The following is a 13499-nucleotide window of genomic DNA, read 5'->3' as shown; positions in this document are numbered from 1 at the left end:
GGTTCGGGTCAGCCGCCGATGACGAGATACGTTCGCTCCGGCGGATCAATGAAGGAATGAGGCCGAGATGGCGTCCGATAAACGAGTGCAGGTCACCCTGGAATGCCAGGAGTGCAAGCGCCGCAACTACAACACCACCAAGTCCAAGGTGAACACCCGCGAGCGCATTGAGCTCAAGAAGTACTGCCGCTGGTGCCGCAACCACGTGGATCACAAGGAGACGCGCTGAGAGCGTTTTTCGTCGGCAGACCCATCAGGTTCTTCCTGCGGGACATCTGATCGCCCTATGGGAGGCCAGATCCCCCCTGCGGGAGGTCGGAACCCCGCTGGTAACCTCCGGGCGTACCGCCCCCCGATTCCGACCTCGGGTCGGAGGTCGGGACACAGGGCAGTGGCTCAATTGGTAGAGCACCGGTCTCCAAAACCGGCGGTTGGGGGTTCGAGTCCCTCCTGCCCTGCAAGACCGGTCCGACGCGGACCGCTCCCGAACACAGCCACCGGAATTTCACGAGGACATCCCCCATGTCGATGAACCGCGAACAGAAGCGCATGATGCAGCGTCAGGGCGAGGTCGACGCCGACGGCGAGCCGATTCGCCAACGACGTCAGCAGCAGAACCGCTCGGCCGAGGAACGTGCCGGCCTTCGCCAGTTCGCCCGCGAGGTGCGTGCCGAGCTGCGAAAGGTCGCCTGGCCGTCCCGTGCCGAGACCGGCAACTACACCGCGGTGGTGATCATCACCATCGTGGCCATCACGGCCATCGTGGCCGGCCTCGACTGGGTGTTCTCCCAGTCCGTTCTCGAACTATTCGACGTCTGATGTCCACTAGCGGAGACCCCATCGTGAATGTTGATCCGGACGCCCCAGCCTCCGACGCAGCCGGCGTCGACGCCCCTGCAGAAGCCATCGATTTGCTACCCACTGGGACTCTGGTCCTGGATCCGACTGACGCCGGCCCGGAGGCCGCATCCGAGGCGGCCCAGGCGGCCGACCAGCCGGGCGAAGAGGCAGCAGTTGAGGAAGAAGAGGCAGCAGTCGAGGAATTAGCCATCCCGGATGAACCGGTTATCGACGAGGACGAGCTCCTCGATGAGGATTCCGACGAGGAGCCGACGCCCGCCGTGGAGAGCGCCTATGACCGGCGCGGCAACTGGTACGTCGTTCACACGCAGTCGGGCTACGAGAAGAAGGTCCGCCAGAACCTCCAGGCCCGGACCGCTTCGATGCATTTGGAGGACCGCATCCTCGAAGTCGAGATTCCGATGGAGGATGTCGACGAGTTCCGCAACGGTAAGAAGGTCACCGTCTCTAAGAAGGTCTTCCCCGGCTACCTGTTGGTGCGCTGCTATCTCGATGACGAAGCATGGGCGGCCATCCGCGATACGCCAGGAATCGTGAACTTTGTGGGCGCTGGCGGTAAGCCGTCGCGCCTCAGTCGCAAGGAGGTCGAGACCTTCCTGCCGGTAGCCGACGAGTCCGAGTCTGTGGTGCCCAAGCGCTCCAAGGCCCGGTTCGGCTTCGGCGTGGGCGACACCGTCCGCGTCAAGGAGGGGCCGTTCGCCGACTTCTCCGGCGCCATCCAGGAGATCAACGAGGACCAGCTCAAGGTCAAGGTGCTGGTCAACATCTTCGGTCGGGAGACCCCGGTCGAGTTGGAGTTCGCCCAGGTGGCCCAGCTCTGATCCGACGTCCGTACCGGACGACCGGCGACAACGTGACCCCCATCGGGGTGCAGGTTGCCGATCGACCGCTCCGGCACCAGACTTGACCGTTACCCCGATCGGCCCCGACGGCCGATGACCGGAACTAGAGGCGTTCAGTCTTCCGTTCCGGCGAGCAATACCACTACGAAACCCCGATCACGAACAGAGAATCCGAGACATGGCGAAGAAGAAGATGGTAGCGGTCGTCAAGATCCAGATTCCGGCCGGTCAGGCATCGCCGGCCCCGCCAGTGGGTACCGCGCTCGGCCCCCATGGTGTGGCGATCATGGACTTCTGCAAGGAGTACAACGCCAAGACCGAGGACAAGCGCGGCCAGATCGTCCCCGTCGAGATCAGCATCTACGAGGACCGGTCGTTCACCTTTGTCACCAAGACGCCGCCCACCTCGTTCCTGATCCGTCAGGCCGCCGGCCTTGACAAGGCGTCACAGAACCCGGGGCGGGAAGAGGCCGGTTCGATCACCTGGGCCCAGGTAACCGAGATCGCCGAATCCAAACTGCCCGACCTGAACGCCATCGACATCGAAGGCGCCAAACTCCAGGTTGCCGGCACTGCGCGCAGTATGGGCATCGCTGTCAGCTGAGCTGGCGGCTCCCGGTTCGACCGGGAATCTAAAAACTGAGATCGAGGGTCACCGCAACAGCGGTTCCGGGATGGGGGAGGACCTCGCCCCACCGGAGACACCGACCCGCCCGAGGGAGCTGGAACAGGAAGAAGGCGACATGGGTAAGCAAGGCAAGCGGTACACGGACGCATCGTCAAGATACGACCGCGATCAGATGTACTCGGCGACCGAGGCTCTCGACCTGGCATTGTCATTGGCCGGGGCGAAGTTCGACGAGGGGGTAGACCTACTGGTCCGCCTTAGCGTCGACCCCCGCAAGGCCGAGGAGATGGTGCGTGGCACCGTCGCCCTCCCGTCGGGAACCGGCAAGGACGTCCGTGTCGCCGTGTTCGCGCAGGGTGAAGCCGCCAACGCAGCCCGTGAGGCGGGCGCCGACCACGTAGGTGGTGACGATCTGGCCGCCGAGGTTGAGGGCGGCATGCTCGACTTCGATGTGGCCATTGCTACCCCGGACATGATGCCCACCGTCGGAAAGCTCGGTCGGGCCCTCGGACCGCGCGGGCTTATGCCCAACCCGAAGTCCGGCACGGTCACCGATGATGTGGCCAAGGCGGTCGGAGAGTTCAAGGGCGGCAAGGTGGAGTTCCGCACCGATAGGTACGGAAACGTCCACCTGCCGATCGGCAAGGTCAGCTTCGACGCCGCCGCGCTGGGCGCCAACCTGTTGGCGGCCCTCGACGAGATCGAGCGCCTGAAGCCGTCGTCGGCCAAGGGCCGGTACTTCAAGAAGGTATCGATCTCGTCGACGATGGGCCCTGGGATCCGCATTGATCCGGGTCGCCTCACTGACTGATCCGGTTTTCCCGGCAACCCGGATCTCTGGGTAACGGGATCACTCCCCGGTGGGGGCACCGGCCGTCGCCGGTACCCTGACCGACACAATCGACACGCTCACCGAAGACCTCCGGGTTGCGCCACGGCGCAGAACGAGTCCCGATGCCCACCGGATCCGTCCGGCGCACCGATCGACCGCCCGAGCAGGGGAGACCTCCTGATCGGACCCGGGTTTGCCCGGGTCCCGGTCTGCGGTGTGCGGCCGACCATCGGGTCGGCATGACAGGACAACCGCAAACCGGGTGGGTACGGCAGCGCCGGCCCGACCGAATAGAACAGACGAGGAGGTGTGAGCGTGGGAGAAGCCCGATCCGAGAAGATCGCGGTGGTCGACGAGGTCCGAGAGAAGTTCTCGGCCAGCGATGCCGCGGTCCTGACCGAGTACCGGGGCCTTGATGTTCCGGCCATGGCCGAACTGCGTAGGGCCCTACGCGAGTCTGGCGGCGAATACAAGGTGTACAAGAACACCCTGGTGCGCTTCGCCGTCGAGGAGCTGGGCCTCGAGATTGACGACCTGTTGACCGGCCCGACGGCTATTGCCTTCGTGGGCGAGCAGGCCGACGGTTCCGCCGGCGATCCGGTAGGTGTAGCCAAGGCACTCAAGGAGTTTGCCAAGGCGAACGAGGCTCTGATCATCAAGGGTGGCCTGCTGGACGAGAAGCGGCTGACCGCCGAGGAGATCTCAGCACTGGCTGAAATCGCCCCGCGCGAGGTGCTACTGGCCCAGCTGGCCGGCGCCATGGCCGCCCCGATGCAGCAGTTCGCCGCTCTGCTTAAGGCACTGCCGCAGAACATGGCCTACGCACTACAGGCCCTTATAGAGCAGGGGGGTGCCCCGGGCGCTCCCACTGTGGACGAGACCGATGCGGCACCCGCCGCCGAGGAAACCGATGCTACTGACTCCTCCACGGAGGAGAAGGCAGCGGACGAAGGCACCGACACCGTCGGTGCACCTGTCAGCCAAGACGACAACGAAGAAGAGGAGTAATCATGGCGACGAAGGAAGAGATCCTGGACGCGATCGCCGGGATGACCGTGCTGGAACTTAGTGAGCTGCTGTCGGACTTCGAAGAGAAGTTCGGCGTGACCGCTGCGGCCCCGGTGGCCACGGCTGCTGCGGCCCCGGTCGGTGGCGACGCTGGTGGCGAGGAGGAGGAGAAGGACTCCTTCGACGTCGTCCTGACCGGCGCTGGCGACAAGAAGATCCAGGTCATCAAGGAGGTGCGTTCGTTGACCAACCTTGGTCTGAAGGACGCCAAGGACCTGGTCGATGGCGCTCCGGGGACTGTGCTGGAAGGCGCTACCAAGGAAGACGCCGAGAAGGCCAAGGAGGCCCTCGAGGCCGCCGGGGCCAGCATCGAGCTTAAGTAGCAACTCGTTAAGCGCCCCATTGTTGGGGCGTTCGTACGGACCCCGGGTCCCCGTCTTTGGACGAGGCCCGGGGTTCCGTTGTTTTCCATGGGTTACCTGTCGCTTCGGGTTGCCCGTCGGTTCCGTTCACCTCTCGATCGGGGACGGTCCTTGACCGGCACGCGCTGAACCCGTACCGTGCGCGTCAGATCAGCCCTATGGGGCTGGATGGTGCTGCCCCGCAGGGGTTGTGCCTGCCTGCGCGCGACCGTTAGGATCCCCAGTTGCCGTGGTCGCGCCCGCCATTCGTGCTGTTTTCTTGGCGTTCGTCGACGTGTCCACGGTGACCACCACGTCCGTTTCCCCTGGCCAGGAGTTCTAGGTGTCCTCTGCTCGCCCCCTCGTCCGGGACCGTTACTCGTTTGGCAACCTGGAGGAAGTCCTCCCGCTGCCCCACCTCATCGACATCCAGCGGAAGTCGTTCGAGTGGTTCAGCGCAGAAGGCGTTGCTGACACGTTTCGGGACCTCAGCCCCATCACCGACTTCAGCGAGACGCTCTCGTTGGAACTCGAGTTCGACCCGACGGATGAGGACCTGTGCCCGCCGCCGAAGTTCACGATCGAGGAATGCAAGGAGAGGGACATGACCTTCTCCGCGCCCATCTTCGTGCGCGCCGCTTTCAAGAACGAGAACACCGGTGAGATCAAGGAGCAGACGGTCTTCATGGGGGACTTCCCCCGCATGACCGAGAAGGGCACCTTCGTCATTAACGGCACCGAGCGTGTCGTGGTGTCCCAGCTCGTGCGTTCCCCTGGCGTCATTTTCCAGCCCGGTGACCGGTACCGGCTGCGAAATATGTCCAAGCACCAGCTGGTCACCGGCACCATCCACCCCTACCGGGGAGAGTGGATCGAGTTTGACGTCGAGCACAAGCCCGGCAAGCACGTCACCGCCGGAACCCGGGTGGCCCGTAAGCGCCGCATCTCGATGTTCACCCTGCTTCGTGCCCTCGGTTACGACGAGGAAAATGAGCCGGGATTCCTGGACCGCTTCGTCCGGTACTTCGACTACCTCGAGGGCCAGTGGGAGAAGGACCAGCTCCCCGAAGGGTGGCAGGATGCCGTCGAGGCTGGTGAGCGCAAGTCGCCACAGGAAGAGGCGCTGCTCGAGATCTACAAGCGGGTCCGTCCCGGTGAGCCACCGTCCGTCGAGGCCGCCCGTGCCTACCTTCGCAACGCCTTCTTCGAGTCGCGTCGCTACGACCTGTCCCGGGTCGGTCGCTACAAGCTGAACCGGAAACTCGGCCCCGAGATCGAGAAGATCGAGGAGATCTTCGGTCTCGAGCTCGAGCGCCCCGACCCCGACTCGCCGGTCCTGACCCGGTCCGAGGTCTTGGCCACCTGTACCTACCTGCTCCACCTGGCCAAGGGTGAGCCCGGCTACCGCCTCGACGATCAGGACCACTTCGCCAACCGGCGTATCCGTTCGGTGGGCGAGTTGATCCAGAACCAGCTTCGTATCGGCCTGTCTCGTATGGAGCGGGTCGTGCGCGAGCGCATGACGACCATGGACGTGGAGGCCATCGCCCCGCAGAACCTGGTCAACATCCGACCGGTGGTTGCCGCAATCAAGGAGTTCTTCGGCACCAGCCAGTTGTCGCAGTTCATGGACCAGGTCAACCCGTTGTCGGGTCTGACCCACCGTCGCCGTCTCTCAGCACTCGGCCCCGGCGGCCTATCCCGTGAGCGGGCAGGCTTCGAGGTCCGCGACGTCCACTTCTCGCATTACGGACGGATGTGTCCGATCGAGACCCCCGAGGGCCCCAACATCGGCCTGATCGGTGGTCTGGCCACCTACGGACGGGTGAACCCGTTCGGCTTCATTGAGTCGCCGTACCGCAAGGTGATCGACGGTCGCGTCACCGACGAGATCGTCTACATGGCGGCCGATGACGAGGAGGAGTACGTCGTCGCTCAGGCCAACGCTCCGCTTAACGACGATGGCACCTTCCGCAACGACCGCGTGCTGGTGCGCCGGTCGCCGCAGGCCGCCTCGCTGAACGACCTCAAGCTGCAGCTCGAACAGGATGTCTTCTTCGGTGCCACCACCGAGATCTCTTACGTGCCGGGCACCGAGGTCCAACTAATGGACGTCTCGCCCAAGCAGATCGTGTCGGTGGCCACGGCCCTGATTCCGTTCCTAGAGCACGACGACGCCAACCGGGCCCTCATGGGCGCCAACATGCAGCGTCAGGCGGTTCCGCTGGTCCGGGCCGAGGCTCCATACATCGGCACCGGGATTGAGGCCAGCGCGGCCCACGATGCTGCCGACATGCTGCTGGCCAATGAGGCCGGCACCGTGATGGCCATCGACGGCGTGTCGGTCACCATGAACTACGCCAAGACCGGCACGGTTACCCACCAGTTACTCAAGTACGTCCGTTCTAATCAGGACACCTGCGTGAACCAGAAGATTCGGGTTACGCCGGGCCAGAAGGTCAAGGCTGGTCAGTTGCTGGCCGACGGTCCGTCCACCGATGGTGGCGAGCTGGCGCTAGGCAAGAACCTGCTGGTGGCCTTCATGTCATGGGAGGGCTACAACTTCGAGGACGCCATCATCCTTTCGGAGCGCCTAGTTAAGGACGACGTCCTCACGTCGATCCACATCCACGAGCACACGATCGACGCTCGCGACACCAAGTTGGGTGCCGAAGAGATCACAGGCGACATCCCCAACCTGTCCGACGAGATCCTCGCCGACCTCGACGAGTTGGGCATCGTGCGCGTGGGCGCCGAGGTGTCGCCCGGCGATGTGCTGGTCGGCAAGGTCACCCCGAAGGGGGAGACCGAACTCACCCCGGAGGAGCGTCTCCTGCGGGCCATCTTTGGGGAGAAGTCCCGCGAGGTGCGCGACACATCGCTGAAGGTTCCGCACGGTGAGACCGGCAAGGTCATCGACGTCCGGGTGCAGAGCCGCGACGACGGCGACGAACTGCCCCCCGGGATCAACCAGTTGGTTCGGGTCTACGTAGCCCAGAAGCGCAAGATCAGCGTGGGCGACAAGCTGGCCGGCCGCCACGGCAACAAGGGTGTGATCTCCAAGATCCTCCCCATCGAGGACATGCCGTACCAGGCCGATGGCACACCGGTGGACATCATCCTTAACCCGCTCGGCGTACCGTCACGGATGAACGTTGGCCAGGTGCTGGAGGCCCATCTCGGCTACTGCGCCCGGTGGGGTTGGGAGATCGACGGCGAAGCCGTGGGGTCCGAACCGGTGCGGGGTATCGAGAAGAAGACCCGTCCGTCCACCGAGCCCTCGGTCCACGTGGCCACGCCCGTCTTCGACGGTGCCAAATGGGACGAAGAGGATCTGGCCGGTAAGCACCCGACCATCCAGAAGATTCTCGGCAACCTGCGACCCGAATCGGTCGACGGGGACCGGATGGTTCAGCTGGACGGCAAGACGACTCTCTACAACGGTCGGACCGGCGAGGCGTACGACAGCGAGGTCATGGTCGGCTACGTCTACATCCTGAAGCTGGCCCACCTAGTGGACGACAAGATCCACGCTCGGTCGACCGGCCCGTACTCGATGATCACGCAGCAGCCTCTCGGCGGTAAGGCCCAGTTCGGCGGCCAGCGGTTCGGTGAGATGGAGGTGTGGGCGCTCGAGGCTTACGGCGCCGCCTACTGCCTCCAGGAGCTCCTGACCATCAAGTCCGATGACGTGTTGGGTCGGGTCAAGGTCTACGAGGCCATCGTCAAGGGAGACAACATTCCCGAGCCGGGCATCCCCGAGAGCTTCAAGGTGCTCATCAAGGAGATGCAGTCCCTGTGTCTCAACGTGGAGGTCCTCGCCGAGGACGGCCGCGAGATCGAAATGCGGGACTTCGATGAGGATGTCTACCGCGCCGCCGAGGAACTCGGCATCGACCTGTCCCGCCCGGAGCGTGGGTCCGACGAGGAGGACGAGCGGCGTGCCGCCGGCCTTCTCGCCCGCTGACCCGCCCCTGAGCGACCGACACCAACCAGACACCAGCCACGCATCGCAACGAGACGCAGGAAGACACAGTGCTTGACGTAAACGAATTCGATCAGCTCCGAATCGGCCTGGCCACTGCGGACGGAATCCGCATGTGGTCCAACGGCGAAGTCAAGAAGCCGGAGACCATCAATTACCGCACCCTCAAGCCGGAGAAGGACGGGCTCTTCTGCGAGAAGATCTTCGGCCCGACGAAGGACTGGGAGTGCTATTGCGGCAAGTACAAGCGGGTCCGGTTCAAGGGCATCATCTGCGAGCGTTGCGGCGTCGAGGTGACCCGGTCCAAGGTGCGGCGCGAGCGCATGGGCCACATCGAGCTGGCTGCTCCGGCCGTCCACATCTGGTACCTGCGGGGCACCCGTTCCTGGTTGGCCTACCTGCTGATGGGAACCGAGCCCCGTGAGGAGCTCAAGGCCAAGCAGTTGGAGAAGGTCATCTACTTTGCGGCCAACCTGGTTGTGTGGGTGGACGAGGATAAGCGTCACGAGGACCTTCCGGAGTTGGAGTCCGAGTTGGCCGAGGAGCGCCTCGCCATCGAGGAGGAGCGTGACCGCGAGCTGAACCGTCGCCAGGAGGACCTCGAGTCCGAGCTGGCCGAGATGGAGGCCGAGGGCTCCAAGGAGTCGGACCTCAAGGCTCGCGCTAAGGCCGCCGACAAGGACCTCCAGTTCATTCGCGACCAGTACGAGCAGGAACTCGACGTTCTGAACCGCGCATGGGACGAGTTCACCAGCCTGTTCGCCCGCCAGATCATCGAGGAGGACATGCTGTGGCGTGAACTCGAGGATCGCTGGGGTGAGTACTTCGAGGGTGGCATGGGCGCCGATGCCCTGGCCCAGCTCATCGAACGGATCGATTTCGACGACGAAGAGGTCAAACTTCGTGAGCTGATCGATCCGCCGGAGGGCCAGAAGCCCCTGTCGGCTCAGCGCAAGCAGAAGGCCATCAAGCGCCTCAAGATCGTGGCTGCCTTCAACCGTCGTGACGAGCACGGCCGCCGGGTCAACGAGCCGCGCGCCATGATCCTCGACGCCGTGCCGGTCATCCCGCCCGAGCTTCGTCCCATGGTCCAGCTCGACGGTGGTCGCTTCGCCACCTCGGACCTCAACGACCTATACCGCCGGGTGATCAACCGGAACAACCGCCTAAAGCGGCTGCTCGACCTGGGTGCCCCGGGGATTATCGTCAACAACGAGAAGCGGATGCTCCAGGAGGCCGTCGACGCACTGTTCGATAACGGCCGTCGGGGTCGTCCGGTGACCGGTCCGGGTAACCGCGCGCTGAAGTCCCTCTCGGACATGCTCAAGGGCAAGCAGGGTCGGTTCCGTCAGAACCTGCTCGGCAAGCGCGTCGACTACTCAGGCCGTTCGGTCATCGTGGCCGGCCCGACCCTCAAGTTCCACCAGTGCGGCCTGCCCAAGGTCATGGCGCTAGAGCTGTTCAAGCCGTTCGTCATGAAGAAGCTGGTCGAGGAGGAACTGGCCCAGAACATCAAGTCGGCCAAGCGTATGGTCGAACGGCGCAAGCCTCAGGTGTGGACTGTCCTTGAGGACGTCATACGCGAGCACCCGGTGATGCTGAACCGTGCCCCCACCCTGCACCGTCTAGGCATCCAGGCCTTCGAGCCGGTCCTGGTGGAGGGCAAGGCCATACGTATCCACCCGTTGGTCTGCGCGGCGTTCAACGCCGACTTCGACGGTGACCAGATGGCCGTCCACCTGCCGTTGTCGGCCGAGGCTCAGGCCGAGGCACGAGTGTTGATGCTGTCGGCCAACAATGTGCTCAGCCCGGCCCACGGTCGTCCGCTGGTCACCCCGACCCAGGACATGGTCATCGGTGCCTACTACCTGACCGCCGAGGGCGAGGGCCTGACCGGTGAGGGCAAGGTCTTTCGGGACATCAACGACCTCCGATGGGCTTGGGAGACCGGGGCCGTGCACCTGCACGCCCGCATCCAGTACCGCTCGTCGGAGTACCCGGAGCTCATCGATACGCCGGCCAACGGCGTGGCCGCCACGTGGCACACCACCACGCCGGGCCGCGTGTTTTTCAACGCCGCCCTCCCGGGCCACGAGATCGAGCCCCTCGAGGTCGGCGGCCATCGAGCCAAGATGATCATGTTCGTTAACCAGCAGGTCGGTAAGTCCGAGCTGGGCACGATCGTGGACGACCTGGCCCGTGGCTACCCGAAGAAGGTGGTGGCCGAGTCCCTCGACGCCATGAAGGACGCATGCTTTGACTTCGCCACCCGCTCAGGTCTGACGGTGTCCATTGACGACGTCAAGACTCCGCCAGAGAAGGCAGCCATCCTCGACGCGCACGAGAAGCGTGCCGAGAAGGTCGAGGCCCAGTTCCGGAAGGGCATCATCACCGATGGCGAGCGTCGGCAGATGGAAGTCGAGATCTGGAACTCCGCGACCGCCGAGGTGACCGACAAGATGGTCGACGCCCTGGAGGCCGACGAGGCCAACTCGATTGACATGATGGTCAAGTCGGGTGCTCGTGGAAACATGATGCAGGTTCGCCAGATCGCCGGCATGCGCGGTCTAGTGGCCAACCCTCGTGGCGACATGATTCCCCGCCCCATCAAGTCCAACTTCCGTGAGGGACTGGCGATGTTGGAGTACTTCATTGCCACACCGGGTGCTCGTAAGGGTCTGGTCGATACCGCTCTGCGGACCGCTGACTCCGGTTACCTGACCCGTCGACTGGTCGACGTGTCCCAGGAACTCATCATCAACGACGTTGACCCGTTCGCATCCGAGATGGGAGTGCGTGGTATCTGGATCGACGAGGTCCGCCCCGATGAGCCCAACCGACGGAGCCACCTCGAGACCCGTCTGTTCAGCAGGACCCTGGCTGACGACGTCACCCTGGGCGACGGCACCGTTCTCGCCGCCGGGATGATCGTGGGTGAGCCGGAGATGATCGCCATGCGCGATGACACCACCATTGACCGGGTGCGGGTGCTGTCACCGCTCACCGACGAGTCGCCCACCGGCGTCTCGGCGGCCAGCTACGGCATGTCGTTGGCCACCAACAAGGCCATCGAGGTCGGTGAGGCGGTTGGTGTGATCGCCGCCCAGTCGATCGGGGAGCCCGGCACCCAGCTGACCATGCGTACCTTCCACACCGGTGGTGTGGCCGGCAAGGACCTCGCTGGCGGTCTTCCCCGAGTCGTCGAGCTCTTCGAGGCTCGCGAGCCCAAGGGTAAGGCCACCCTGGCCCGCATCTCCGGTGTTGTCCGTATCGCCGAGGACGAGGGTCGTGGTCGTGAGATCACCGTGGTCGCCGATGACGGCACTGAGGACGTCCATCTGATCCAGGGCCTGGCTCGTCTTGAGGTCGCCGACGGCGCCGAGGTGCGGGCCGGTGACGCCATTGTTGAGGGCCCCCGGGATCCCAAGGAACTCCTCGAGATCAAGGGTGTCCGGGAGACCCAGCAGTACCTCGTGGAAGAGGTCCAGCGGGTGTACCGAGACCAGGGCGTGTCGATCCACGACAAGCACATCGAGCTCATCGTGCGTCAGATGACCCGTCGGGTGAAGATCAACGATCCCGGCGAGTCGGACTTCTTGCCCGGCGAGCAGGTCGACCAGCGGTTGTTTGCCGAGACGAATCGCCTCTTGGTGGCCGAGAGCCGTCGTCCCGCCGAAGGGCGTCCGGAGCTCATGGGCATCACCAAGGCCTCGCTCGCCACCGAGTCGTGGCTCTCGGCGGCCTCCTTCCAGGAGACCACCCGGGTGCTCACCGAGGCGGCCATCGAGTGCCGGAGCGACAAGCTCATCGGCCTCAAGGAGAACATCATCATCGGCAAGTTGGTGCCTGCGGGTACTGGTATGGAGGAGTACCGACGGGTAGCCACCCACGCGCCGGACTACAAGCCCATGGACTTCTACTCGTCAGCCGACGAGGAGCAGGATCTCGCCGAGTGGTTGGCCGGACAGGCCGGCCCTGGGGAGGATGCCTTCGCCGGTGCCTACGAGGCCGACGTGATCGACCTGGCTGGCGCCATGGATGCGCCGGCCGGTGCGGATTCCAGTGGGGAGGCCACTCCTGTAGCCGACTGACCGGCCGCCGGACCGACCCTGCCGGGAGGCGGGGTCGATTCGTGTCGTCGGTCTGGCCGGTGGTCGACGTTTGGACCCGGCAGGGGCCGCCCGTAGACTCGTCCGTTGGCCGGTGCCGCGACCCGGTTCTGGGTGTGCGGTGTACCCCAGAGACAACCTGAGTTCGAGTTCGAGTTCGAGATTTCCATCAGAATTGGCCCCTTTCGGGCCGACACGAGGAGCACAAGTGCCCACCATCCAGCAGCTGGTCCGCAAGGGCCGCCAATCCAAGCGCCGCAAGGACCCCACGCCGGCGCTGAAGGGCGCGCCCCAGCGACGCGGCGTGTGCACCCGGGTGTACACCACGACGCCGAAGAAGCCGAACTCCGCCCTCCGCAAGGTGGCTCGTGTTCGTCTCACCAGTGGGAGCGAGATCACGGCCTACATCCCCGGCGAGGGCCACAACCTCCAGGAGCACTCCATTGTGCTGGTGCGTGGTGGACGTGTGAAGGATCTCCCCGGTGTCCGCTACAAGGTGGTGCGTGGAACGCTCGACACCTCGGGTGTCAGCCAGCGCCGTCAGGCCCGTAGCCGTTACGGCGCCAAGAAGGAAGGCTGACCGTGCCGCGTAAAGGCCCCGCCATTCGTCGTGAGTTGACCCCGGACCCTGTCTACCGGTCCACCGTTGTCACCCAGCTCGTCAACAAGGTGCTGCAGCGCGGTAAGCGCTCCACCGCCGAGCGCATCGTCTACAGCGCCCTGTCCACCGTCGAGTCCAAGACCGGCTCGGAGCCGGTCGGCACGCTGAAGCGGGCCATCGACAACGTCCGTCCCCAGCTTGAGGTGCGTAGCCGCCGGGTCGGTGGCGCCAC

The 13499-nt window shown here is 64.6% G+C and carries 11 protein-coding genes and 1 tRNA gene; all 12 read left to right on the top strand.

Annotated features, from left to right (window positions below):
• Nucleotides 1-67 precede the first annotated feature (67 nt).
• Entirely contained in the window at nucleotides 68-229 is a 162-nt protein-coding gene (rpmG, locus tag QF777_08715) for a 50S ribosomal protein L33 (GenBank protein ID MDP6911630.1), read from the top strand.
• Nucleotides 230-385: 156 nt separating this feature from the next.
• Nucleotides 386-458 (top strand) — tRNA-Trp (locus QF777_08710).
• A 64-nt stretch (nucleotides 459-522) separates the two neighbouring features.
• Nucleotides 523-819 (top strand): preprotein translocase subunit SecE, encoded by a 297-nt coding sequence (secE, locus tag QF777_08705; GenBank protein ID MDP6911629.1) that lies wholly within the window; start codon nucleotides 523-525, stop codon nucleotides 817-819.
• A 23-nt stretch (nucleotides 820-842) separates the two neighbouring features.
• Nucleotides 843-1682, top strand: coding sequence for a transcription termination/antitermination protein NusG (nusG, locus tag QF777_08700; GenBank protein MDP6911628.1), 840 nt, complete (start codon nucleotides 843-845; stop codon nucleotides 1680-1682).
• 199 nt (nucleotides 1683-1881) lie between these two features.
• Nucleotides 1882-2307, top strand: a complete 426-nt coding sequence (gene rplK, locus QF777_08695) for a 50S ribosomal protein L11 (GenBank protein MDP6911627.1) — start codon at nucleotides 1882-1884, stop codon at nucleotides 2305-2307.
• Between the two features lie 139 nt (nucleotides 2308-2446).
• Nucleotides 2447-3142 (top strand): 50S ribosomal protein L1, encoded by a 696-nt coding sequence (gene rplA / locus QF777_08690; GenBank protein ID MDP6911626.1) that lies wholly within the window; start codon nucleotides 2447-2449, stop codon nucleotides 3140-3142.
• A gap of 336 nt (nucleotides 3143-3478) precedes the next feature.
• Nucleotides 3479-4171 (top strand): 50S ribosomal protein L10, encoded by a 693-nt coding sequence (rplJ, locus tag QF777_08685; GenBank protein MDP6911625.1) that lies wholly within the window; start codon nucleotides 3479-3481, stop codon nucleotides 4169-4171.
• Nucleotides 4172-4173: 2 nt separating this feature from the next.
• On the top strand, nucleotides 4174-4554 hold the full coding sequence (gene rplL / locus QF777_08680; GenBank protein MDP6911624.1) for a 50S ribosomal protein L7/L12: 381 nt from the start codon (nucleotides 4174-4176) through the stop codon (nucleotides 4552-4554).
• Between the two features lie 361 nt (nucleotides 4555-4915).
• On the top strand, nucleotides 4916-8539 hold the full coding sequence (locus QF777_08675; protein ID MDP6911623.1) for a DNA-directed RNA polymerase subunit beta: 3624 nt from the start codon (nucleotides 4916-4918) through the stop codon (nucleotides 8537-8539).
• A gap of 68 nt (nucleotides 8540-8607) precedes the next feature.
• Nucleotides 8608-12648 (top strand): DNA-directed RNA polymerase subunit beta', encoded by a 4041-nt coding sequence (locus QF777_08670; GenBank protein MDP6911622.1) that lies wholly within the window; start codon nucleotides 8608-8610, stop codon nucleotides 12646-12648.
• Between the two features lie 226 nt (nucleotides 12649-12874).
• Nucleotides 12875-13246: a 30S ribosomal protein S12 gene (rpsL, locus tag QF777_08665; protein MDP6911621.1), complete on the top strand. Its 372-nt coding sequence runs from the start codon at nucleotides 12875-12877 to the stop codon at nucleotides 13244-13246.
• Between the two features lie 2 nt (nucleotides 13247-13248).
• Nucleotides 13249-13499 (top strand): 30S ribosomal protein S7 (locus QF777_08660; protein ID MDP6911620.1); only part of this gene is annotated, 251 nt, incomplete at its 3' end.

Source organism: Acidimicrobiales bacterium (assembly GCA_030747595.1).
Lineage (GTDB): Bacteria > Actinomycetota > Acidimicrobiia > Acidimicrobiales > MedAcidi-G1 > UBA9410.
The sequence above is the reverse complement of the archived record's forward strand: the minus strand, read 5'-3'. Positions and strand labels throughout refer to the sequence as shown.

What these genes read in the sequence shown, in the direction of transcription:
- rpmG (MDP6911630.1), top strand. Translation starts at nt 68, where the DNA reads ATGGCGTCCGATAAACGAGTGCAGGTCACCCTGGAATGCCAGGAGTGC.
- rplL (MDP6911624.1), top strand. Translation starts at nt 4,174, where the DNA reads ATGGCGACGAAGGAAGAGATCCTGGACGCGATCGCCGGGATGACCGTG.
- rplK (MDP6911627.1), top strand. Translation starts at nt 1,882, where the DNA reads ATGGCGAAGAAGAAGATGGTAGCGGTCGTCAAGATCCAGATTCCGGCC.
- secE (MDP6911629.1), top strand. Translation starts at nt 523, where the DNA reads ATGTCGATGAACCGCGAACAGAAGCGCATGATGCAGCGTCAGGGCGAG.
- rplA (MDP6911626.1), top strand. Translation starts at nt 2,447, where the DNA reads ATGGGTAAGCAAGGCAAGCGGTACACGGACGCATCGTCAAGATACGAC.